At 28.1% G+C, this 25376-nt stretch carries 18 protein-coding genes; 2 read left to right on the top strand and 16 right to left on the bottom strand.

Annotation, left to right across the window (positions count from 1 at the left end; all coding sequences use genetic code 11):
• Nucleotides 1–43: 43 nt before the first annotated feature.
• The 12 genes from Q0W06_RS02485 to Q0W06_RS02430 form a co-directional block, all read right to left on the bottom strand.
• The gene (locus Q0W06_RS02485) at nt 44–1642 is read right to left on the bottom strand and encodes a SpaH/EbpB family LPXTG-anchored major pilin (protein WP_297630941.1); all 1599 of its coding nucleotides are present in this window, start codon (nt 1640–1642) and stop codon (nt 44–46) included.
• A gap of 1 nt (nt 1643) precedes the next feature.
• Entirely contained in the window at nt 1644–3953 is a 2310-nt protein-coding gene (locus Q0W06_RS02480; protein ID WP_297630939.1) for an FctA domain-containing protein, read from the bottom strand.
• Nucleotides 3954–4124: 171 nt separating this feature from the next.
• Complete coding sequence (locus Q0W06_RS02475; RefSeq protein WP_297630937.1) at nt 4125–6056, bottom strand: ATP-binding domain-containing protein; 1932 nt, start codon at nt 6054–6056, stop codon at nt 4125–4127.
• Between the two features lie 149 nt (nt 6057–6205).
• Complete coding sequence (locus tag Q0W06_RS02470; protein ID WP_297630936.1) at nt 6206–8356, bottom strand: hypothetical protein; 2151 nt, start codon at nt 8354–8356, stop codon at nt 6206–6208.
• Between the two features lie 71 nt (nt 8357–8427).
• Nucleotides 8428–8970, bottom strand: coding sequence for a hypothetical protein (locus Q0W06_RS02465; protein WP_297630934.1), 543 nt, complete (start codon nt 8968–8970; stop codon nt 8428–8430).
• 305 nt (nt 8971–9275) lie between these two features.
• Nucleotides 9276–10601, bottom strand: coding sequence for a 6-phospho-alpha-glucosidase (locus tag Q0W06_RS02460; RefSeq protein WP_297630931.1), 1326 nt, complete (start codon nt 10599–10601; stop codon nt 9276–9278).
• Nucleotides 10602–10824: 223 nt separating this feature from the next.
• Entirely contained in the window at nt 10825–11286 is a 462-nt protein-coding gene (locus tag Q0W06_RS02455) for a hypothetical protein (RefSeq protein WP_297630929.1), read from the bottom strand.
• 12 nt (nt 11287–11298) lie between these two features.
• Complete coding sequence (locus Q0W06_RS02450; protein ID WP_297630927.1) at nt 11299–12882, bottom strand: alpha-glucoside-specific PTS transporter subunit IIBC; 1584 nt, start codon at nt 12880–12882, stop codon at nt 11299–11301.
• Between the two features lie 179 nt (nt 12883–13061).
• Entirely contained in the window at nt 13062–13826 is a 765-nt protein-coding gene (locus Q0W06_RS02445) for a MurR/RpiR family transcriptional regulator (RefSeq protein WP_297630924.1), read from the bottom strand.
• Nucleotides 13827–14099: 273 nt separating this feature from the next.
• The gene (locus Q0W06_RS02440; protein ID WP_297630922.1) at nt 14100–14750 is read right to left on the bottom strand and encodes a hypothetical protein; all 651 of its coding nucleotides are present in this window, start codon (nt 14748–14750) and stop codon (nt 14100–14102) included.
• A gap of 330 nt (nt 14751–15080) precedes the next feature.
• Nucleotides 15081–16184, bottom strand: a complete 1104-nt coding sequence (locus tag Q0W06_RS02435) for an AAA family ATPase (RefSeq protein WP_297630919.1) — start codon at nt 16182–16184, stop codon at nt 15081–15083.
• A gap of 71 nt (nt 16185–16255) precedes the next feature.
• Entirely contained in the window at nt 16256–16813 is a 558-nt protein-coding gene (locus tag Q0W06_RS02430) for a VanZ family protein (protein WP_297630916.1), read from the bottom strand.
• A gap of 323 nt (nt 16814–17136) precedes the next feature.
• Between Q0W06_RS02430 and Q0W06_RS02425 the strand changes: the two genes are divergently transcribed.
• Nucleotides 17137–17412, top strand: a complete 276-nt coding sequence (locus tag Q0W06_RS02425; RefSeq protein WP_297630913.1) for a hypothetical protein — start codon at nt 17137–17139, stop codon at nt 17410–17412.
• A gap of 73 nt (nt 17413–17485) precedes the next feature.
• On the opposite strand, the gene ygjK is transcribed toward Q0W06_RS02425, so the two are convergent.
• The 3 genes from ygjK to Q0W06_RS02410 all read right to left on the bottom strand — a co-directional run bounded on the left by ygjK (nt 17486) and on the right by Q0W06_RS02410 (nt 23864).
• Entirely contained in the window at nt 17486–19813 is a 2328-nt protein-coding gene (gene ygjK, locus Q0W06_RS02420) for an alpha-glucosidase (RefSeq protein WP_297630910.1), read from the bottom strand.
• A 373-nt stretch (nt 19814–20186) separates the two neighbouring features.
• Nucleotides 20187–22679 (bottom strand): SH3 domain-containing protein, encoded by a 2493-nt coding sequence (locus Q0W06_RS02415; protein WP_297630907.1) that lies wholly within the window; start codon nt 22677–22679, stop codon nt 20187–20189.
• Nucleotides 22680–22892: 213 nt separating this feature from the next.
• Nucleotides 22893–23864, bottom strand: coding sequence for an SH3 domain-containing protein (locus tag Q0W06_RS02410; RefSeq protein WP_297630904.1), 972 nt, complete (start codon nt 23862–23864; stop codon nt 22893–22895).
• Nucleotides 23865–24087: 223 nt separating this feature from the next.
• On the opposite strand from Q0W06_RS02410, the gene Q0W06_RS02405 reads away from it, so the two are divergent.
• Nucleotides 24088–25050 (top strand): DUF1002 domain-containing protein, encoded by a 963-nt coding sequence (locus tag Q0W06_RS02405; protein ID WP_297630902.1) that lies wholly within the window; start codon nt 24088–24090, stop codon nt 25048–25050.
• A gap of 96 nt (nt 25051–25146) precedes the next feature.
• Here the strand turns inward: Q0W06_RS02405 and Q0W06_RS02400 are convergent.
• Nucleotides 25147–25376, bottom strand: a 230-nt coding sequence (locus tag Q0W06_RS02400; protein WP_297630899.1) for an SH3 domain-containing protein, incomplete at its 5' end; no start/stop codon positions are given.

Below are 25376 nucleotides of genomic sequence, written 5' to 3'. Positions count from 1 at the left end.
TTAAAAGTATGGAGTAGAAAAACTTCTACTCCATATATCTTCTTTAATTAGCTTTTCTTCTCTTTAATAATGTAGCTCCTGCAGCCACCATCATTATCCCTCCAAGAACAGTAAAAATAGCAGTTCCCATTCCTCCTGTTCCTGGTAATAATAAATCTGTTTTATTTACAATAGTTGTCCCAAGTTCAAATGTATCTCCTTGTACTACTATAGATCCTACATTAGTAGTTATACCTGTTATATTTCCATCTTTATCATATTCAGCTGTTATTGTGAATTTTATCGGCTTTATTGGATTATATCCATCTGGTGCCTTAGTTTCTACAATTGTATATTCAAAATTATCGTCTAAACCTGATATGCTAAATTTACCATTATCTCCTGAAACAATCGTTTTTGTACATGTATCTATTTCACTATGATTATGATCTTCTGGACATACAATATAGTTACCATTCTTATTTATAAAATATACAGGAGTTTCACCGTTTCTTATTTCAAACTCTGCTCCTTTAAGTCCTGTTTCTCCATCTTCCTTTGTCTTTAAAACATTTAATTTAAATGTATAATCTTTTACAGTAACTATCGGAGTTTTATCTCCACTTTCTTTATCATATGGATTATTACTATACTCTAAATTAACGCTATTATCATTTGAATCACCAGCTGTAACTGCATCTTCATTTAAAGTCGCTGTAAAATATGTGTATAATTTATCATCAACATTAAGAACTCCATCTTTAACTGCTTTTATTATATTTATATCAATATCAAAAGTATGCGTTTCCGAAGTTTCCCCTGTATGTGTTGGATTAACTATTACATTGTAATAATCTTTGCTTAATTTTTTTTCTGTATTTTTTTCTCCAATATATATTTCAATATTATTGTTAAAAGTAAGTCCTTTTGTCATTTTATCGTGAATTATATATTTATAAGTTTCATATCCTGTTACATCTGGAATAGTTGAAATAAATCTGTATTCTACTTCATCCCCAATTTCACTATCTGAAACATTACCAAACTCTCCATCATCACCTTTAATTTCTTTCTCAATAGTTGGAGCCTTTGCTTTTAAATCTATTGTAAGTTTTGAATCTGTAGTTCCCATTGCCGCTCTAGCAATTATTTTACCTTCTCCTGAACCATTTACACCTTTATCTATAATTAAATAGTATCCAAGATCTAAACCTGAAACTTTTACTGTTTCTATCTTATTTTCATCTGTAGTCATATTTGCATCTGAAGTAGTTATTACATCTTTAATTTGCTCTGAATTTTCATTCACATACTCCATTAACTTCTTAGCTACTTCTTCTTTATTTTTTTCTGTTATATAACTTTTTGCAAACTCATTTAAATCCATATCTTTATTTTCAGTATCTTTCTTTTGTTCCTCTTCAAAGAAAGGTTTAAACTCCTCAGTTACTATATATGAATATTTTTTCTTTTCACTATTGTTTTCTAATGTTAAATTAAAAACTTTATATATATTAAAAACATGCTCCTTTATAGAAGTCCCTGTTTTACTTGGATTATTTTTAATTTCTATTACTCCATTTCCTGCTGCATATGCTGGAACTAATCCCAACATGAATATCATAATTATTGTAGTTATTAACGTCTTTTTTAATTTTTTCATACTATCCCCTTTTTACCCCTTTTATTCCGAATATTAAGATTGAACTTATCATAAATCCTAATCCTAATACTATATTTACTCTATTACCAGAACCACCTGTTTCTGGTAGTATTACGTCACTTTTTTTCTTATTATTTACTCCGATGATGTGATGATTTTTAATTTCTATTCCCTTATCTGGATATGGTCTTGTATCTCCTTTTATATAGAAAAGTATATTTTCACCTATTATATAATCATCAGGTGCTTTTGTTTCAACTAATACATATAGCTTGTTATACTCTAATATTTTACTGGACACTTTAACCTTTCCACTTTCATCTGTTTTTATATCCTTTATAATAGGATTTCCCTGTGGTTTTCCCTCTAAATTCCCTTCATATAAATCAAATATTGCCCCTTCCAATAATTGATTCGAGTCCTCATCTCTTTTCTCTATAGTAAAATCTAAAATTCTTTCATTTATAAAAACTATATCTTCTACAACTTTATTATCACTAAGATTAATAATTTTTGTTTCTAAACTTAAGATTCCTTTTTCTCCTTCTTTTACAGTTACTACAATCCTATATTTTGTTTTGTCATATATAATATCTTTATTTCCCTCATTTGGAATTTCCTCTATTATAAAGTTGTATTCTCCTGGCTTCGTAAACTTAATTTCTTTAAACTTTATAGTTCCATCAGCTTCTTGATAAACTTCCTGTGGAATATTTATATTAGAAACACCTTCTGGTAAAGAACCACCTTCATAAGATAGCTTAAACTTAAACTTTTCTTCTAAACTTCCCTTATTAAAAATCTTCTTTCCTTTTAAGAATAAAGAAACTTCTCCAGGTTTCACTTCTCCAATTTCACCTTCATGAGGCCAATAATGACTTTCCATACTTCCACCGTACCAAGATTTAACTATAGCTCCACCATTAATATTTCCTCCTGCCCATTGAATCTTTCCACCTACTTCATTACAGTTCCAAAATTCAGCTTGTGGTGCAACTATATGTCCTAATATATCCGAGCCTGACTTTTTCCATATTCTATTTTCACCGTCAGTGGTTACTATGTTTGGCATATTCCAAATAACCTTTACAAATTCACCAAACTGCCCATACCCAAAGTCACCATTTATTCCACTAAACCCCTGTTCATTATCTAAATCATCTCCACCATTTACATAAATATTAGGAAATAAACTTTGTTCTTTTCCTTCAAGAATCCCTTTTGCTAAGTTTCCTTCCACATTTATAATAGTTCCATAAGGATATAATGGCTTGTTTATGGGACTAAAACCCTCTGGATAAATAATATTTACCTTTTTTAATCTACTTGCATCCTTTATTAGATAATTATTTCCTGCATCAATTTTTAAAGTTCCCTTTTCATCAATTTTATATTTTTCTGAAGTATCAATAATAATATTTTTAGGATCATTTAATAATTTCTTTGATTCTTCTAATGTTATTTTAGCTGCTTTTTCAAAGTCTAAAAAATTATCATTTTGTAATACTGGTTTGTTTCCACTATCATTAGGACCAGATATTTTCTCATTTCCATATACCATTTTATAAGTTGCAGGATTTCCAACCTTTTCAACAAAATTATCTTTTTCACCTATATAGAAGTTAGGAATCTTTACTTTATCAATAGCTACTCCTGGTCTATTCCTGTCATACCAGTAATTTAAACCGACATTATTTCCATTACCACTTTCAGCTTTATAGATTTTTTCTAGATAACTCGGCACATTATTTGCATAATCACTAATAGCCGTTGTTGACTTATCATGAACCCTATGAACCTCTCTGCCTACAATAGGACCCATAATATGTGATGCTGTAATATCACCAAATGAAAAAACATTGTATTTAGATAAAATATTTTTTAAAGTATATGGTCCAACTACAGTTTCAAACGTATCAGTTGTTGGATTTTTATATACTTCTCTTTCTTCCTTCTGTTCTTCTTTATTTAAACTTTCTTCTTTTTCTGTATTTTCACTTTTATTTTCTTCTTCACTTTGTTCTTTATTCTCTTCGTTTTTATTTTCTTCTTTATCAGTTTCTTTTTCCGGTACCGTTTCATCTATATTTTCTTCTTCTGTTTCCTCTAGTATTTCTTCTTTATCTTTTTCTGTACTTTCCTCCTCCTCTGTTGCTTCACCTTCATTGATATAATCTTCATTATTATGCTCTAGAGTATAATCATTTTTATTATTTATATCTGCTTGTCCCGCTGATACATTTATAAAAGATGAACACATAATAAAAAAAAGAAGGTATGCCACAAAAATTTTAACCCATTTTTTCTTCAACACATCTCCTCCCTCTATATTCTTTTTTATACAAAATCCTTATTATGTATTACTTTTAAATACATTTAAGTTAATATCTGTAACTATATAATTATATTTTATTTATCCTTTTTAATCACCATAAATCATTCGTCAATTTCCAACTTATATTCCAATTTTTTTCTTAATGTTTTAACAAGGTACAAATTTATATAAAACTGCTCTTTCAAAGAACTGGTTATACTTTTCATTCCCTCGATTATAGATAATAAGTTTCTTTTTACACCTTGTAATTGCTGTATATATTAGCTCTGGTGTTGTGTTTTTATGATTTTTTTCTAAAATAAGAACAACATAATCTGATTCCCATCCTTTAAAACTATGGGTAGTTGAAATTTTTAGTTTTCCACTTTTTTGATTAAACCCAAACTTCTTTATTTTTCTTAATCCATCTAAGTCTGCTCTAAACTTTTTATCAATTTCAAAAAGCATTCTGCTCTTCTTCTCCATAATTTCTCGTCTTTCTCTTTGATTAAATTTTTCTTTATTTTCTTCTATTTCCTTTTCTATCTCTTCTATTTCTAAATCCCTTTTATCTCTAAGGTATCTATAATCCTCTTCCCTCTCGAAAACGGTTTCACAATCTATTCCATAATTTTCGCTAAGATAATATTCTAATGCTCTAAGTTCTGGTATTCTATCTCCTAAGATAGTAATATCATTGATACTTATCCTTTCTTTTCTCATAGTTTCCTCTATCTTATAAAAAATAGATTTTAAATCTATATCTTCTGAATATATATAGTCCATTTCTTCTTCCATAATATCTAAAACTAACTGCCTCTCTTGAAGAAGTTCTAGATCCAATTTATATTTATCTCTATAAAACTCACTTTGAAACTCATAGGCAAGCCTTAATAGATTCCCTTTTGTTCTATAGGAATTTTTAAGTTCTCCCCAATCTCCTCTAATATTTGTTTTGACTAGTTTTTCTTCAAGTGCTCTACCATATATATTTTGCTTTTCATCTGCAAATATTAAAAACTCACCATCTTTTTTCAAAAAGGTTTCTTTTAAACATCTAAACCATTCATACTTAAAGTCTTGCCCCTCATCAATTAATATTGAATCATATTTTTCTTCTTCCTCTATTTTTACACCTTTAAAAATATCTATTTCTAGATTTTCATAATCTTCCCTTTGCCCATCTAAAACTCCATACTTTTCATTCTGTTGAGCCATAAATCCATAAAAATGTATAATATTAAAGCTACTAAAGCTAAATTCTCCTCTTACATCTCCTATTCTATCTCTTAAATAATTTCTAAGAGTTATATTAAATGTTAGAACCAAAACTCTACTATTAGGATTTTTTCTTAATGCATCTACTGCTCTATAAGCAATAACAGTACTTTTTCCTGCTCCTGATTCGCCTTTAATTTTCTTGTTTAATCCTTCTTTACTTCTTATTAATTCCTTTTGTTTTTTGTTTAATTTCAGCTCATTAGAATTAATACTATTACTATATCTAGGTTTTATTTCATCCTCTATTTCCTTAAATATATTATCTAATCTATAATCTCCATACTTAAGAGCTTCCTTAATAGTTTGAGATATATCTGAATCACATCCAAACCTTTTAACTAAATTACATCCCTTATTTTCACTTTTAAAGAAATCAGAAACTTTCTCTTCATTTTCATTAAAGAAATATACTCCCGTTTTTACTAACCCATAATACATTCTGCTTTTTAGTTTAAGCATAGAAAGTTTATAAGAGTATAATTCATATAAACTATCTTTATATCCTTGTACTTTCCTTATAGGATTTTCTATTATATAGTCTATTCCCTTTTTTCTCTCTTTAACTTTTCCATACCTTCCAACAGAACTCTCATATTTATAATCATCTAGCTTCCAATCTTTAACCTCAATTATAAATATTCCATACTTTCTTCTAGAAACTATAATCTCTGGATGTCCTCCATTTAAGTAGGCTCTGAAAAATATTTTATATGAATCATCTAACTCTTCTTCTAACTTTTCAATAAGTTCTAGTATTTCCTCTCTTGGCTTAACTTTAGTTTCCATAATCTCATTTTTACTCGGTATAACTACAGCCATATTCTATCCCTCTCTGTCTCAAAACTTCTTAATTTAATTCTTTAATTATTTTCATAATATCTTTTATAATTATACCATATTTTGGTAATTATTTTTATTTGAATATAAAAAAACACCAGAAAACATTTTTGCTTTCTGATGCTTAAAAATTATAATCTTACTAAAATAAGATTTAAAATAATATCCATTATTCTTTTTACTTCTATTTTGTCATTATCTCCAATACCAGATAAATCTAAGATAGTTTCATTTGAAAATATAATCTTATCTTCTCTCATTATAAATTTAGTATATTTATCTAAACTCATCTTTGTAGTTTTTAAGAGAAGTCCTTCTCTTATAGATATTGTAATATCAGTTATTATGAATCCATCTTTTCCTGTTCCTAATAAAGTATTATCATAAAGAATTAAACCTTGTTCACCTTCTGTAATACCATAAGAATCCTTTGCTTTCTCTAGCTTTTCTCTCATCTTTTCCATATTAGTTTCATCTTTTAAATAATTTAAATTCATTAGCTTCTTAAAGTTTCTTTCGCCCCAAGTTACATTTATATCATGAATTAAATCTCCATTAAAATCATTTTTTACTTTATGGTAAAGACTATTTTTCTTTAAGGCTTCTTCTAGTCTTTTTTCTTCAACCACCCCGTAACCTTTTACTTCTTTATAATCATTATAAAACTTTATTTTTAAATCTATTTCATCATTAAAGCTATAATTTCCATTTATAGATGAAGAGAATTTTATTAACATAATAAAATAAGTTAATGTATCTATTAGCTTTATTCCATCTCCTTCTTTTTCAATAAAAATATCTGTAGATTCATTTTCCATAAATATTTTTCTAGTTTCTATACTATATGCAATTGAGTTATAAGTTAAATCTTTTATTTCTTTAAATGAAGGTTCCCCTTCTTTATTCTTATAATAAACTCTTTTATCAGTTATAAAAATTCCTTCTACATTTTTATATGTACTTTCATAATTATATAAAACTAAAGGAACTTCATCTTCTAAAGAGCAATAATTTTCTAAAGCTAATATAGAAAGTTTTAAATTATCTTCTTTTAAATCTTTATCATTTATATATGCAAAATTCTTTTTAAGCTTACTAGATACTGTTTTAAACTGCTCATTTAAATCTTTATCAAACTTAAATTTATATTTTTGGAATACACTATTTTTCTCTAGGCATTTTCCAATATACATAGCTTTTTTCCCATAATATTTTTCTAACTTTTTAATATCATCTTTTCTCTTCTTAGCCTTAGCTTTTAACTCTTTTCCATCTAAATAAAAGAATTTTAAAACTTCATCTAATCCATCTATTCCTTTTGGATATAAAGCTAGGGTATCTATGTATATTCCTTCAAAGTCTCCCCATTTTTGGATTACTTCTCTTATACAATCTAAGCGCTCTTCATCAGTTTCTTTATTTCCAAGCTGAATATAACTTTCTATAGCTACACTCTTATCTTCTTCTGAATAAAGGCTTTTTAATACTTCACCTTTATATTTATCATTGATTAAATCCCTTGCTATATCCGCCATATTCTTTATATCATCTTCTATAGCTTTTCTTATTTTTTCTCTTCTCTCTTTAGAATCATATTCTTTTTTCAACTCTATTTTTACATCTATATTTGTTTTTGCATTTCCTATTCCATTAATTAAAGAGTGAAAAGCTCCACTTGCTTTATTTTTAGCATCTGCTTTTATTTTTCCTGATGTATCATTTTCTTCTGCATAAGATAGTTCTCTAGATTCTTTTCTAGTATTTCTTTTTTCTAGACCTTCCTCTATCTTTTTATCTCCATCTTCTTTTTTAACCTTTAGATAATTTATAATTGGATAAATCTTAAATTCTGTTTTATTTACTTTTTCAGTATAAACTTCTGAGAAATCTTTATATCCCCACTTATCACCTTTATCTTTTATAATTTCAATAATACCGTAATATCTTTCAAGTACTACATCATTTAAATACTGTAGCATTCCTTCAAAGTTTTTAACTTCTTTATTTAAAGCGAAAATAAAGTCTTCACCATAGTTTTCACCAATTTTTTCTATCATATTAAATAAAATAGTCTTATCTGCATTTTTATGAAAAGAGATATACTTATCTCCAAGCTTAAACATTATCTTGTCTTCAGTAAGTGCATAAGTTCTTACAGAAAGACCTTTTTCATCATTTAACTCTTTTTCATATGTTTTTCCAAGTGCTGTTACCTTTGCACCACAACTTGAACAAACTTTTTCATTTTCCATTATTATTCCACCACATTCTGAACAAAACATAAATATTCTCTCCAATCTTCTCCTTAGTTTTCCTTTTAGAAACGATTACATTTTTTTCTATTACAATAATTTTAGTTGTACTCTATTAAAAACAGATGATGAAACTTTAAGTCTTTTCCTTCCTTAAAGTCATGAGCACAAATAGATGCATTATCTGGTCTATAACTCATTTCTACTGATATAGTGTATTCACTATTTTTCTGTAATTCTTTATTTATATTTTCTAACTTAATACAACATTCTTTTATTTTTAAATAATCTTCATTAGATACTGTATTTCCACAAAGTATACACTTTAATTCTGTATTATCTTCTAATGATTCATAAGGAAATGTTCTAAACTTATCCTTACATGAACAACTACACTTAAGTGATATCTTATTTAAAGAAATTGAAAACTTTGGTGTATAGTTGTCTCTTAAATCTTTATTTATCTCATTAAATGCTTTAGCGCATTCTATAATATCTTCCCCTACTGTTCTACTAATAATAGCTGAATTAACACATTCAACATATTCTTTTCCTTCATCGTCTTTAAAAACATTAAATTTAAACTTATTTTCGTAATGATTATTCTTCTTATAAAGACAATTTATTCTTATGATACATGACATAAAATCACATCCTTTTCTTTAGTTTCTTTATATTTGCTTCAATTATATCACAATTTCTATATTTTTCACTTTTTATTTTTATATGGCATTTAATAAACACTTTCCTATAAAATAACCTCTTCTTTTATTACTTTATTTTTTCCATTTAAATAAAAAAAATGGATTACTTTATAAATGTAAATATATCCATAGCTTTTTTTTAGTAATTTCTCATTATAAAAAAGCAGCCTATATAAGCTGCTTTTTCTATTAAAACTCTCTTTTAAGAATAGAAATCTTTTCTTAAAAATAGCTTCAGTATTTTTTTATCTTAATTCTGGCCAGAATTCTCTATTTGCTTCGATTAAGTCATCTAAAATATCTTTAGCAACTTTTGCACTTGGTACTGTTTTTGATAAAGTAAGTGCTTGCCATAATTTTTGGTATGATTTTTCTGCCCATGCTTCTACAACTAATTTTTCAACTGCTACTTGTTGTTCCATTAATCCTTTTTGGAATCTTGGAATTTCTCCTATTGATAATGGCTCTGGTCCATTAGATCCAACTATACATGGAATTTCTACCATTCCTGTTTGATCAAAGTTCGATATAGCTCCTTTATTTTCAACGATTAAAAGCATTCTTTCTTGTGTATTAAAAGCAATTGCTCTAGCTAAATCTACAATGTATGATGCATGTTCATCTATATGAAGACCTGAACCTTCTGATGTTCCTTTTTCTGCAATCTTTCTACATTCTCCAAAGACAAACTTTTCTCTTCCATCTATAACTTCATTAGCTCTTGTATAGTTTTTATCTGAATGTTCTACAACATAGTCAGGACATAAATAATATTTTAAATATGTGTTTGGTAAGTGAGTTGGATCTACTGCATATACATCTCTTGCTTTTTTAAATGTATCATCCCAGCTTGCATCCACATGTTGATTTTCATCTACATTTACCGCATATCCATTTTTAGCGACATACTCTTTTAACTTTGGCATTAAGTCATTTCCTTGCTTATCTACAATGCTTGACCACCATCCAAAATGATTTAATCCATAATATTTAACAATCATATCTTTTCTTGATTCTAATCCTAAAATCTCTGCCATATGATTTTCTGTTCCTATTGGCATATCACATATATTTAAAACCTTAGAATTTGGTTTTAATTTTCTAGTAGCTTCAGCAACTATTGCTGCTGGGTTAGAGTAATTTAACATCCAAGCATTTGGTGAGTATTTTTCCATATAATCAATGATTTCAAGCATTCCGCCTATAGATCTCATTCCATATGCCATTCCTCCTGGCCCACAAGTTTCTTGTCCTACAACACCATGCTTTAATGGAATCTTTTCATCAAGCTCTCTCATAGCGTATTTTCCAACTCTTATATGAGCCATTACAAAATCTATATCTGTAAATGCTTCTTCAGGATTTGTTGACCATGCAAATTCTATGTCGCTTGCTCTTTCTCTTAAAATTATTTCACAAGCCTTTGCTACCTCATCTTGTCTCTTCTCATCATTATCATAAAACTTAATTTTTCTTATTGGAAATTTATCTAAGTTATCTAATAACATTAATACTATTCCTGGTGTAAATGTACTTCCTCCACCTGCTATAACAATTGAAAACTTCTTCATAAAACTTCTTCCCCCTAAACACTTTTTATTATTATCTTTTCTATAAGTAAATGTTAACATTTGGCATTTTCTTTTTCAATAATATAAAGCCCTTTAGGTAACTCTCTCTATTCAAAAAAACTTTCACATTCTTGTTGAAATTTCACAGCCCTAAATTTTTCTCTATAAATAAAAATAAGAAGGCTTATTTTCTTAAAATAAACCTCCTTATATAAACTATTTTTTATAATCTATAACTTAACATAAAGCACATTACTGAAAGTAATAGTATTATTCCATTAAATATAAAAAATGAATACTCGCCCTTAACCTTTTCTCCTATTCCCTTTATTTTTATTCCCCTACTTTTTCCTATCTTAAAACTTAAAAATCCAATAGCTACAATTCCAATAATATTAAAGAAAAAAATCTGTGATAGTAAAAGTAAAATTAAGCTAACTAAAGCCACATCTAACTTTTCGTTAATAAGCATCTTCTTAATATTTTTTAAACCTATCCCTACAAATGGAACTATCATAGCTCCTATAAAACTTATAGTTACCTTAGGATTCTTTGAAATAAATCCTATAATATCTCCACTTCCTATAAAATAGATATATGCTAAAAATAAAAATGGAAACAACATAAAGATAATGACACTTGTATCTAAAACCTTATATTCTTTTAATGTAATACTCTCTTTCATAACATCCTCCAGTTACTTTGTATTTTTTTCTAGCTCCTTTTCAACCTCTCTTTCAAATTCATCTCTTACAGAGGCAACACTTAATCCAACTATAACTTGTATAGCTTTTCCATTTCTAACTACTCCATGAGCTCCTGCTCTTTTAAAATAATCGTCTTTTTCTAATAATGTTTCATCCTTAACAGACAATCTAAGTCTTGTTGCGCAGTTACTAATATCTACAATATTTTCTGCTCCACCTAAACCTTGTAAAAAGCTTTTTGCCTTTTCATTATTTATATTGCCGCCTGCTTTCTTTTCCTTATAATCTTTCTTAGTGAAAAGCTTAGTTTCTTCTTCATCATCTTCTCTACCTGGAGTTTTAAAATCAAATTTTAAAATTAAGAATCTAAATACTACAAAATATATTCCTGTGAAAACTAATCCTACTACTACTTGAATTACATAAGTCATTGCATGATTACTAAATAACGGAATCCAGTTTAAAGCTGCCCACTCTATAAGTCCTGAACCAAAGTTTCCTGAAACTCCTAAAGCAAAAGCTACTGCTGAAAGAGTTGCTGCTAATAAAGCATGTACCACAAATAAAATTGGTGCTACGAATAAGAATGTAAACTCTAATGGCTCAGTAATTCCTGCTACAACTGCTGTTAATGCTGCTGGAATAAGTAATCCTGCTACAATTTTTTTCTTGTTTGATTTTGCAGTTGAGTAAATTGCTAAAGCAATACCTGTACATCCAAATACTTTTGACATTCCATGTAATGCAAAACCACCTGCTGGGAAAAGTTCTCTTAAACTTTGAGTTGAGTTTGCAAATTCACCTAAGTGAGTTGCCCAATATGCATTTATTCCACCTTGAACTGCTACTGAATCAAATACGAATGGTGAATAAATAAAGTGATGTAAACCAGTTGGAATAAGTATTCTTTCTAAGAAAGTATACATCCATACTCCTATAACTCCTGATGAAGTAAAGAATCCTTGCAGTGAGCCGATAACAACTTGTACTTTTGGCCACACTAATGCTGCTAAAAATGCTACTGGAATCATAACAAAAAATGCAATCATAACAACGAAAGAAGATCCTCTAAATGTTCCTAAGAACTCCGGAAGTTCCACGTCAAAATATTTATTATGAATATAAACAACAATACCGGATATAGCGATTGCACCAATCATTCCCATATCTAAAGTTTTAATTCCTGCAATTAATGCAAGTCCTGATGTTCCTCCAACCTCTTGAGCAAAATCAACTCCAAAAGTTGGTCCCCACATATTTAATATTGCACTTAAGAAATAGTTAAACATTAAATAAACAACAATAGCTTCCATACAAGCACGAGCTTGTTGTTTCTTAGCTAAACTTACAGGTAGTCCAACAACAAATAATAATGGTAATTGTCTAAAGACTGTCCATGCTCCTTCTTCAATTAAACTCCACATATTAACCCATGTAGACCCTTCAGAAGCTAAGCTTCCCATTATTGCTGGATTCTTAAATAATATTGCAAATCCCACCATAATTCCTGAAAAAGCAAACAATAATACCGGCGTAAACATTGCGCCTCCAAATCTTTGAATCTTTTGCATCATAACCGCAAATCCCCCCTTAATCTTTATGAGTAAAATTTTACCATTTTATAAAAACGTTTCCAACAATTTAAGGGGATTTAGAAATTTTTATCTCTATATAGAATTTTTTCACAAAATCTATGAAAATTACCACACAAAAAAATCATAGTCCAATTTATAATCAAACTATGATTTCTTCCCTATTCCTTCTTATCTAAACTCTTCTTATAAGTACAATACTCTAAAAATAACATCTCAATTAAAACAAAAAATAAACTTACAGTTTCATACTGTAAATATGTATTTACATCTAGTATCGAAGTATTTATATATAAATTTTCATCACTTATTTTAGCTAAATCATTATTCTTCATTCTCGTTATAGAAATTATAGGAACGCCCTTTACACGAAATAACTTTCCTATCTGAACCATACTTTCAGCTTCACCTGAAACAGATATAAGTATCATTAAATCATCTGGAGTAACTTTATTAGACATAATCTTTGCTTCCGTTTCACCCTGAATGTCAAAAAAATACTTTCCATTTAAGCCAAAGATTCTTTTCATCTCCATAGCAACATTCTGTTGAAGTGCTCCAGAACTATAAACAAATACATTCTTTGATCCATGGATTAAACTACAAATATTCGTAAAATCCTTCTGTTTAAAATCTCCAATAAACTTTGTAATATCATTATTTATAATCTCTGAATAATTTAAATCTGTATCTATACACTCCTCATTTTCCCACTTTAAATAGACCTTAAGCTCGCTATATCCCTTCAAAGAAATCTTTTGTGCAAATCTAAGAATAGTTGTCCTAGATACATTACACTTAACTGCTATCTGGTCTATAGTTAAAAACATACACTCTTTTTTATTCTTAACTATATAATTCCAAATATATATGTCATTTTCATTTAGTTTTCCATAATATTTATTAACTAGTTCATCTAACTTCATTTTCTTCCCCCTCACAATCCAAAACCTTTATATATCCATTATATTACAAATTGTATTTTTTTTCATATTTTGTATCCTTATAATTCTAAATTAACTAAATTTCAAGTATTTTAAAAAATGATTTCTCTATATCTCAAATATAAAATTCAACATAAAATTAAGTTCAATATATTCAAACAACGTAAATCATTCTATATAAATTAAAGGAATTCCCACATGGAAACTCCTTTAATCTTTTTTATATTAATCTAAAACCTATTACTATTTCTTAGTTTAATTATTTATAACATTTTTCATTATCTTACTGACTTCCCCTGTTTTTACATCAAAATCTTTTATTGTATCCGAGTTTATTCCCTCTATTATAAAATTCTTATTTATATCTATTAATACATCAATTGAATCACTAACAATAGAACTTCTATATTTATCACTTTTACTTAAATATCCACTGTGCCATAATTCTTCTGCCCCATCACTAAATGTAGTTAATATTCTATCCTCATTATTTATTATTTTCACAAAATCTTTTTCTGATATTTTATTATCAATTTTATCTTGTATTGCATCTGCTATTTTATTTTCTCCATTAATTGTATACACGTATGCATTCGCTAAATAATTTATAACTTTATTTGAACTATATATTTTATTTTTATCATACCCTTTTATATTTTCTACTGAAGTATTTATAACATTATCAATATATTTATTTTGCATCGTCATATATTGTGCTTCTTCTTTTACCTCCATATATTTCATTAAAAACTGTGCTCCCCAAAACACTAAAAATATTATAAACGTAATTACCCCTATAATTATTTTTTTCTTAATTCCTATTTTAGATTTTACTAAAAAAATTAGCCCTATAGGCCATATTACTATAAGTAATATTGTCATTATTATTCTTTTTAAAATTTTCATTTTTCCCCCTACTACTACTTCTTCTATTGCTATTTTTAATGCAAAGTTATATTATCATACTTCATTCATACTTTTTTTCTTTTCAATTTTATTATATTTATTCCATCCTACCTTCAACTAATACTTTAATTTTTTTTAATATATTTCGTATATTATCTATTAATGTCTTTCCATCACATCATTAATATACTAATTTTTACGTATACTAAATACAAAACACAAATAAATAATAAAAGCACTTATCTAAACAATTCATTTTGATTAGATAAGTGCTTTCCTTACTTTAAATATCTATAAACTCATTTTCATTTTTCAGATATCTAAACTTCTTTATAACCTTGTTTCAACTCTGGAAATAAGATTATTATAAATTCTTTCTTTTATAATTCTATTTGAGATAACAACATTATTATCTTCATCTTTATCTAAATATCCATACATAAATCCAAGGCTTATTACCGGATTATCTATATTAAATATAGAAGGTGTATTTAATACTAAAATATTATATAGATACTCTCTCAGCTCCTTGTTATTTTGAATATTTTTTATTAAATCATCAAAAAGTGTATTATTCTCCTCAAGAATTATTTTTACGGCTCTTTGAATGTGTATTTCTTTCCATATGGTATTTTTATCTTTTAAAATATCTTCATCAATAATCTTACAAATCCTAGACACTAAAAATGGATACCCTGATGTAAATTTATAAATCTCTTTACTTATTTTTTCAGTATCTATATTTAATTTATTTTCTTCAGCATACTCTATAATCATACTTTCTATTTCTTTTTCGTTAAAACTCATGTCCACCTTAAAGTCTGCTGCTATATTCCATGGTGAATTATATCTTATTTCTTTTTCTTCTCTAAATTTAAGCTTTAGATTTTTTATATCATGAACTCCTGCTAATATAACTGCTTTAAAGGTCTTTTTGTCATCCATTTCTCTAGCTAAATATAATGCTCTAAGCATTCCTAAGAACTCTAAAAACAGTTCATTATTTGAAGCTCTATCAACTTCATCAATAATTAAAACTATTTCTTTATCTAAACTTATTTTTTGAATTAACTTTGATAATAAATAAATAGAATCCACTTTTTCGAGTTCTATTTTCAATTCATTTTCAAACTCTTCAATTAATCTTTTACAAAAGCGTTTTTCATTTTCAAATTCAGAGTCCATACCTTCAAAATTTATTTTTATAACAACATATCTACTTCTTAAAATCTTATCTAATTTATTTAATGTTGTAGTTTTTCCATATTGTCTAGGTCTATTTATTACAAAATATTTTTCTTCCTGAACAAGCTTTACAATCTTTTTCAACTTAGAATCTATATTAACCATATAATGCTTCTTTTCATTACAAATACCAGTCGTATTAAAAATTTTCTTATCTTCTATACTTCCAAAAAACTCTCCGTATTCCATTTACTCACTTCCTTTAACTCTATATCTATATTTTTATTTTAGCCTACTAAAGGTTCTTTATGCAAATGACTTTAGGCTCTTCTCTTTCTTAAAGCCCAGTTGCCCTCTACAATTCCTTTATATAGTACATAACCTATCACTCCACCTAGTGTATTTAAGATTATGTCATTTATTTCAAAAAACCTCATAGTATTTGGTATAACTAAAGATATTATTAGCTGTGTTGCTTCTATAAATGTACTGATTAATAAACACATTATAGTAATTTCTTTTAAATTTCTATTGTAGTAATACCCTAAAAAGATTCCAAATGGAACTAACAATAATATATTTCCTACAACTAAATAAATACAATTTTCCATTCCACCACTTATAATATATTGCTTTATACTCCATAAAGGCCTTAACCATATCTTAGGTAAATTAAATTTCAAGTTTTCTCCAAAGCCAATAACCATAGGAAAATAAACCTTTGAAGCTACAAGAGCTAAATATATCTTAAATAAAGAATTTACTATTATCTCTTTTAATCCTCTATCTTTTCTTTTATAAACAAACCTAAATACTTCATAAATTACTAAACATATAATTACTATAAAAAAACCTACGTTTCCACTTATTCTTAACATTCTCGTCCCACTCTTCCTTAAATTTATTTATTTGTAATTATTACCCTTTTACTGTTTTATTATAACAGAAATTTTCTCTTTATCTCTTTGTATAATTTTGCACAACATAAAAACTTCTCTAGAAATAGATAGCTTTTAATGCACGATATTCCAATAATTTTGCATAATTATTCTTTTTATTTAACAATTTATTCAATGTATATATTTCCCAATATTTTTGACACCGATATTTTATTGCCTTACAATTAATTATAGGAAATAGAAATACTGTAAATAAATAACTCAAGATGGAGTAAATAAAAGTTAAAGGTAGGTCGTTTAATATGAAAAAAGGTTTATTAAAAGAAATGAAAGCAGAATTAATTGGTAAGGAAATGAGTCTACTAGACTTAAGAGATAAATTACAAGACTTCGGATGTCAAGATATTGAAAGCCTTGATAACTTAGAATCATTTGTTGCAAATGGAAGCATGGTTGTAATTGTTGATGATTGTGATGAAGATCGTTTAAAAATATCATTCACTGTAACAATACCAGCTGGAGATGATGAAGTAGTTCTTGCAAACTATGTAAATTTAACTAGTATCGTAGAACTTTAAAATCAAACAAAAAAACGTCCATCCAATCACTCTCTTTTCTTGATTGGATAGGCGCTTTTTTTATACCTATTTTCTATTTATTTTTTATTTTAAAAGCATCTTGTGATGTTGTTTCATTTCCTTGTAGCGTATTTTGATACATTAAATAATAAGCTGATGCTGACCAACTAAAGTTTGCAGTATGCAGTCCATCTCCAGTTAAAGGATTATAATTTTCTCTTATTGCCTTATCTCCCATTACTCCATCTGCATTATTAAATAACTTTTTAGCCATTGCTTCTGCTTCTTTTTTATATCCATAATTTTGTAGTGCTTCAACTCCATATAAAGCTTGATCTAACCATACTGGCCCTCTCCAATATTTACTTGCATTAAAGCCTGCATTGTCTTTTGATGCTGTTCCTAATGGTACTAATGTATTAAACTTTTCAGAATTCATCATACTTTCTACAACTTTTTTACCTTGTTTTTTAGTTGCTACCTTAGCCCATAATGGTATCCATCCTTCTGGTCCCATTCCTCTTTCATCTAAAAGATTCTTACTTCCATCTTTCTTAAATTGTAAATCATAGAAGAATCCTGTTTCTTTATCATACATATTTTCATTTATATATTTTTGTAAGCTTTCTGCCTCTTTTTCATATTTTTTTGCATCTGTTTTATTTCCTAACTCTTTAGCCATCTGATTTAAGAAGCCTTTTTCTGCATATAAATAAGCATTTAAATCTACTGATTCTTGATTTATAGAATATCCAAGTGTCTTTCCGTCCTTATCTTTATTTTCTAAAACTTCAACTTGTCTATTTCCATCTTTATCTTCTACATCAAATCTTATTGCATTATCCATTCCACTTTCCCAAGCAGCTGCTAAGATAATTTCATCTTCATCTAATGTAGGTTTTCCATCTTTATCTTTAATCACATTTCCCTTTTCATCATATTTATAATGTAGTCTATGAACCATTCCACCATATTCAGCTACACCATTTTTATCATGATCTCTATTTGTGTACCACCAGTTATGATAATCAACAAGTTTTGGATACATTTCTTTTAAGAATTCCTTATCGCCTGTCTCCTTATAAACATTCCATACTGACCATGCTGCAAGTGCTGGCTTAGAATTTCTTTCATTCCAGTTTCCACCGTCTCCATTTCTATCTGAATCTTTATTATAGAAAATAGCATCTATAATTGCTCCTGAATCCTGTGGTCTTAAATCATCATTCTTTGTTATCTGATAATCAAATAATGCTCTTATATTATCTTGTGCAAGATCTCCATTAAAGTTAGCTGTTGCAACTGCTTGTTTCCATGAATCCCATGCCCACATTCCTATAAACCATTTATAAGACATAGATGGAATAATCCCATCATGCTTTATAGCTCCTGCTGCACTTCTCCAGTTTGTATTTAAAGTTAGCATACTCTTAACTGCTGCATTTTTATATTCTATATTCTTTTTTGAATTTCCATCTTCAAAAGTTTTATCTAAATACTCATTCCATCTTTCATTATTTTCTTCAAAATAATCATCTACATCATCTAAGATATCCTTTTTATTTTCAGCCTTTAATTCTTCACTAGTAAAAGTGAAAGTTTGTGTAGATGCAGTATCAAAAGTTTTCCCTGGCTTTATCACTACCTCTTCCTCTAGCTCTGATACATATTCTTTTCCTTTAATAGTTGTTTTTACATCATCATCATATTTCACTGTAAATTTATTTTCTTTACTAGACATGTAGTTCCATGTATTTCTTACATCTGAGAATTCTACTTGTACACCATCTTTTGTAGCCTTTAAAGAATGTCCTAAATCTATATCTGTCTTACCATATTTATATCTACTAAAAATATTTCCTGTCCACTCTAATTTTAAATTTAGATTATTCTTAGTCTTGTTTACTATTTCGGTTTTTATTAAAGCAGTTCTATTAGTTGCAAAAATCAACTCTAATTTTAAGTCTAAATCTTCTAATTCATATACTTGAACTAATTTTCCTGGATAATAAGCAAAATCCACTTTTGCCTTTGTTAAATCATATTTCTTTTTAGTTTTACTATCTGTAATTCCTATCTTACTTATAGTGTCTCCTAGGTTTACTGGATACTCTTCTCCTATAATAACTGGACCTGCAAATCCTCCGTATAGATTCTTAGCTCCTTTATCTGGTTGATAATATCCATGCCATGCTCCCATATCTGAGAAATTATTAAACTTATTAGTTGAATAATCTCCATGGATTTCTTCTATTGGACTTGCACTAGCATTTAAAATATTCTTAAAGTCTAGTACCTCATCTCTCTTTCCCTTAGCCAATGCATCAATTCCTGTTAAATTCCCTGCTAATATTGTAGCTAATACTCCTAGTGTAATCATTTTCTTTTTGCTAAAAAACATCTCTTTCCCCTAACCTCTCATTTTAAATATTACTGTCTTAATGCTCTTACCCTCTTACAAATTTAATTTCCTTTTATTTCCATTTTACATAAGGAAAAATCTGTTGTCAATACGAAACTATCATTATTTATTTTTCTCATTACTCCTTCTATCTTCTTAAACTATTATAAAATTTCATTATTTGTGCTATACTTCAAATAATAAAAAATTAGTATGAGGTGATTTTAATGGGAATTCCAGATTTCAATGAAATTTATACTATAGAGGTGTTGTCTTCACTGATTTAAAAATAAATATAGATAATATTTTTAGAGATTTATTATAAATTAAAAAGCTAGTATAAGTTTTTATTACTTACACTAGCTTTTGTACTTTATTTTAATCTATTTGATGGTATCCAACCAATTTCATTATTTCCATAAACTATTTGAGACCATCCCTCTTTTGTTGAAATAACATTTACTGCTGTATTATTATTTAAAGCACCTTGAATCTTACTATACCAAGTACCTTGTGACATAATATCGCTGTATCCTAAATTAAAGTTTACCTTTGATATGTGATTTGTAACAATTCTATTTTCTGGTACCCAAGCTGTAGTGTTACCATAATTTATTTCATACCACCCATTTGCGCTACCAACAATAGATACTTCTGTTCCATTGTTTAGGACTCCTGCAATATCACTATACCAAGTTCCCTTAGTCATTAAATCAGTATATTGTAATTTAGAAAATTCCACTATTCCCTTTTTTACAACCTGTTTATTTTGATTAAGATCTGTAGTTATTCTTGAGCAAGGAATCCATCCTGTACTACCATTATAAGCAACTTCATACCATCCATTAACTTCAGTTATTATATTAACTTTATTAGATGCTGATATTGTTCCTAATACATTTGAATACCAAGTATTATAAGTCATAACATCTGTATATTGATTTACTATACCTGTTCCAACATATTGTTTATTTAAATTTGTAATTATTCTTGAGTATGGTATCCATCCGATTTCATTTTTAGCTGTTTCTACTTTATACCATCCATCTTTTTCACCTAAGATTTTAACATTTGAATTATCAGTTGCTTGTCCTACAACACTTGAATACCAAGTTCCTTCACTCATTACATCTGTATATCCACAACTAGGGAATGAAACAACTCCAGTTCCAATTGCTGAATTTACTTTTCCTACTACAACTCTTCCTTCTGGAACCCATTGAGTTTGACTATTAGCTACTACTCTATACCAACCGTTAGCTTCACCAGTGATTTTTACAACTGTTCCATTGTTTAGTTTATAAGTTGCTGAACCATTCCAACTTGGTTCATTCTTTGAATAAGTAAATGGATTACCCTTCATATTTATAGTTCCCATTTCTGACATAGCTTTAATATTATAAGTATCAGAAATAGTTACTCTATTAGAAGGAATCCATACTGAACCTTTTTCATAATTAACTCTAGTCCAGCCATTTTCTTCTCCAGTTATAGTAACATTTGCTCCTTTATCTAAAGTTGTAATTACAGAACAATCCCAATTACTATGTTCCATAGCATCAGTATATTGGTTAATAACGCCTGTACCTAAACTAGTGTATTGTGGACTTTTATATATTACTGGTGCTGGATTTGTAATAGTTATATTATTAGGATGCTTTGGTCCTGAACCATTTATAAATGGAGCATATACATAAGCTTTTTTCCCATTGTAATTAATAGTATCCCAACTATTATTCTGTGCTAATATTTGAACTAAATTTCCTGCATATACTTTCCCTATAATTGAGCAATTAGTATTAGGTTCACTTCTAACGTTTAATACATTTGCATTTACAACCCCTACCCCATATGATTTGTAATCTGGATTTGCATTTGCAGATGTATTAACATTTGCAGTAACTGGATTACCAGGTGCTGTAAAATAAAATACTGTAGGTGATATATCTAAGCCACTATCTAATCCTCTTGGATGCATATTTGTTCCAAACCACCAACATTGTGAATCTGCAACCCACGCTACTGTATGCTCTGAATTAGCCCATCCCATAAACACATAAGTGTGAGCATCTCCATCTTGCCCAGCAAACCCTATATCTCCTGGTTGCATTCCTTGTAAGTTAGACTTTTGATTCCATCCTAAATTAGATAAATTATCTTGTAGTGTCCAACAGTTAGCTGTAGAAGTTGGTATACTTACTCCAATACCTCTTAATGCTGATGAAACAAAAAATGCACAATCATTTGCTCCATTTCCATTGTGTAAGTTTATAGCTTCATTCTCTGTATTCCATCTATTATTAGGATTAAGCATATAATTATATAATGTTTCATTTGTTTTTGAAGCAAAACTATTTTGCTCCTTCAGTTGATGTATGTTATCTCCGTTATAACAAGTTGCATGATCATATCCACTAAAAGTTACTGAAAAGCCTTCATTCTTTGAATCTAACTTACTAACATCTGATTTTTCCTTTTTAAATGTTTCTATAGCTTTTTCTTTTTCAGCTTTTGTAGTTTTAATTACTTTTCCTGTACTTATAACTACCTTTTGTACTGTACCATCTGTTTCTTGTGTATTTGTCATAATGGCATTTAATTCTTGTTGTTTTAACTGTTCATTTTGCTTTTGATTATTTTCTTTACTATTTACTACTGCTTGTTTTTGATTATTTTCTTTACTATTCTCTACTACTTTATTATTTTCCACTGTAGTCTTATTATTTATATTTGTTTGTACTATAGCTTTATTAGCTTTTTGTGGTATTCCTTGTGTAGTATCTGCAAATGATGATACTGATGGAATCATAACTACTGTAGTAACTACAGCGCTAGTTATAAGTGCAACTAATTTTCTGCTCTTCATTTTTGTTCCTCCAATGTTTTTTATCTTTAGTTAAAATTTTATTATTCCAATATTTAATTATACTTTCAGTTCCATTTAAATACAATATTCCTATTTATTTCTATCAAAGAATTTATTCAACATATCTTTAACTGAATGATTATTAGTTTACAATAGTTGCAACTACCAAATTATTATCAATAATACTACTATATAGCGATTTTACAATGTTCTTTACTCATTAATTAATCTACTTGATAATATCCATCCAATTCTATCATTTTCATATACTATTTGTGACCATCCATCCTTTGTTGATATAACTTTTACTGAAGTCCCATTATTTATAGCTCCTTGGATATTACTGTACCAAGTAGCTTTTGACATAACATCACTATAGCCTAAGTCAAACTTCACTTTAGCCACATTGCTTGCAGCAACTCTATTTTTAGGTATCCACGCTGTAATATTTCCATGATTTATTTCATACCACCCATTTGCACTACCTACAATATCTATTTCTGTTCCATTATCTAAGGCTCCTGCAAGTTCACTATTCCAATTACCTTCAGTCATTATATACGTATATGGTATTTGACAAAACTCAACTATGCCTTTTTTTATAACCGGTTTATCTTGATTAAGATCTGTAGTTATTCTTGAACAAGGAATCCAGCCGCTATTACCATTATATGCAACTTCATACCATCCATTTATTTCAGCAATTATATTCATTTGACTACATGCTGGAACTGTTCCTAAAACAGTTGAATCCCAAGTATTAGAAGACATAACATCCGTATATTGATGCACTCTACCAGTTCCAATATATTGATTATTTAAACTTGTAATTAATCTTGCATTTGGAACCCAACCTATCTTATTATCTGATGTTTCTATTTGATACCATCCATCTTTACTTTGTATTATATTAATCCTTACTTCATCATTTGCTTGTCCAGTAACATTTGAATACCATGTTGGTGAACTCATCATATCGGTAAATCCACTGCTTGGGAATGAAACAACTCCTTTACCTATATATGAATGTACTTCATGTGAACTCTTATCTATTTTATAATCTGGATTTGTCTTTGTATTTGTAGATGTACTAGTAGTAGCAGCCATTGATGTTACAGATGGAATTATCGCCACTGTAGTAACAACTGCACTAGTTACAAGTGTAACTAATTTCCTCTTCTTCACTTTTATCCCTCCAACACGTCTTATCTTTAGTAAAATTTTTCTTAGTATTATAATATATAATTATACTTTCCACCCCATATAAATTCAATAAACCCAGCTATTTCTTTTCTTTAAATTTAAACCAATTTTCTATTTTATTTAAAATTATTGTCCTTTAACATTAATTTGCCACATTTCAAATATATAATAATTTTAATAAGATTTATGAAAGCGAGAATACTATATGACTACACAGCGAACTATTACAGCAATTCTTACTATATTCATTTTTATTTTTATAATTCCCTCACTATACTCCTTTGCATCCTCTTTAAATACTATTACCATTGGTAAAAATATCAATTCTAATCAACAAAAAGAAATCTTAGATTTTTTTAACCCATCTTCCGATACATATACTCTACTTAATATTAAAGAAAATGATTTAATTCCATATAGGAATCTTTTAAAAAACACTACAGAAAACAAGCATTTATCTTGTGCTTATGTACAGCCTACAAATGAAGGTGGCATAAATATTAAAACAATCAACTTAACATATATAACTAATTATCTATTATCTAATGCTCTAATCACTAGTGGCATAGATAATCTTAACGCTGTTATTGCCTCGCCTTCACAAATTAGTGGTTTATATTCTTTTCCTAGCATAATTCTTGCATATGAGAATTGCACAGGTAAAACAATTGCGCCAGAAAAAATCAAACTATCGATCTCTTTAATGGACCTTATTCTTAAAATATCTTCTTCAGAGGACATCAGCCAAACTCGACTTAGCATGGTTTTCGCTATTATTGAAAATGATATAATTCAAGGTTCTGATGTTTCTAATACGGTAAACTCAACTCTTGAAAATCATGATATAGCACTATCTACTACGGAAACAGATGATATAGTAGATTTAATGACAGAGATTCAACAGCAATCATATAATAAATCCTCTACAGAAACATCTTTAGATGAACTTACTTTAAAAATCAAATGTAAGCTTCAAAAAAATGGTCAACTATATGGACTTTTCAATAATATTTATGTATTTCTTTACAGAGCTAAATCTAAGATTGAAGATTATTTTTCTTCTAGTAATTCTTCAAACTCTATTTTCAAAACTATTAATGAAAATAGTACTTTAGCTCAAACTGCTGTTCATACAGGTGACTCCACTTTAGTAGATATTTTAAATTAAAACTCAAAAAAATAGACACTTTCAAAGAGTTGAAAGTGTCTAATATATTTTCTACATTATTTGACAAATCAATAATACAGTACTATACTAATTACATTATTTTAAATAGTGTGAACTTACATAACCTGTTTTACCATTGAATGAGATTTTAGACCAGTTTCCTTCTTTTGATAAAACAGTTATTTTTGTTCCTTTTGGCAAAATTCCTAATTTGCTTGAATCCTTAGAAGCTTTCGCTCTCACATTTAATCCATTTGCCGTTACCATCATCATTTTATGTTCCATTTGTGGCTTAGTTTGCATATTTCCATTCATTCCTAAGTATT

The organism is uncultured Clostridium sp. (assembly GCF_947072515.1).
GTDB lineage: Bacteria > Bacillota > Clostridia > Clostridiales > Clostridiaceae > Clostridium.
This window is presented reverse-complemented; position numbering and strand designations above follow the sequence as displayed.

Bases quoted from the DNA above. Each gene is read 5' to 3' on its own strand.
- Q0W06_RS02435 (WP_297630919.1), bottom strand. From the start codon at position 16,184: ATGGAATACGGAGAGTTTTTTGGAAGTATAGAAGATAAGAAAATTTTT.
- Q0W06_RS02475 (WP_297630937.1), bottom strand. From the start codon at position 6,056: ATGGCTGTAGTTATACCGAGTAAAAATGAGATTATGGAAACTAAAGTT.
- ygjK (WP_297630910.1), bottom strand. From the start codon at position 19,813: ATGTTTTTTAGCAAAAAGAAAATGATTACACTAGGAGTATTAGCTACA.
- Q0W06_RS02445 (WP_297630924.1), bottom strand. From the start codon at position 13,826: ATGAAGTTAGATGAACTAGTTAATAAATATTATGGAAAACTAAATGAA.
- Q0W06_RS02485 (WP_297630941.1), bottom strand. From the start codon at position 1,642: ATGAAAAAATTAAAAAAGACGTTAATAACTACAATAATTATGATATTC.
- Q0W06_RS02450 (WP_297630927.1), bottom strand. From the start codon at position 12,882: ATGATGCAAAAGATTCAAAGATTTGGAGGCGCAATGTTTACGCCGGTA.
- Q0W06_RS02465 (WP_297630934.1), bottom strand. From the start codon at position 8,970: ATGTCATGTATCATAAGAATAAATTGTCTTTATAAGAAGAATAATCAT.
- Q0W06_RS02415 (WP_297630907.1), bottom strand. From the start codon at position 22,679: ATGAAGAGCAGAAAATTAGTTGCACTTATAACTAGCGCTGTAGTTACT.
- Q0W06_RS02455 (WP_297630929.1), bottom strand. From the start codon at position 11,286: ATGAAAGAGAGTATTACATTAAAAGAATATAAGGTTTTAGATACAAGT.
- Q0W06_RS02430 (WP_297630916.1), bottom strand. From the start codon at position 16,813: ATGTTAAGAATAAGTGGAAACGTAGGTTTTTTTATAGTAATTATATGT.
- Q0W06_RS02470 (WP_297630936.1), bottom strand. From the start codon at position 8,356: ATGTTTTGTTCAGAATGTGGTGGAATAATAATGGAAAATGAAAAAGTT.
- Q0W06_RS02425 (WP_297630913.1), top strand. From the start codon at position 17,137: ATGAAAAAAGGTTTATTAAAAGAAATGAAAGCAGAATTAATTGGTAAG.
- Q0W06_RS02460 (WP_297630931.1), bottom strand. From the start codon at position 10,601: ATGAAGAAGTTTTCAATTGTTATAGCAGGTGGAGGAAGTACATTTACA.
- Q0W06_RS02440 (WP_297630922.1), bottom strand. From the start codon at position 14,750: ATGAAAATTTTAAAAAGAATAATAATGACAATATTACTTATAGTAATA.
- Q0W06_RS02405 (WP_297630902.1), top strand. From the start codon at position 24,088: ATGACTACACAGCGAACTATTACAGCAATTCTTACTATATTCATTTTT.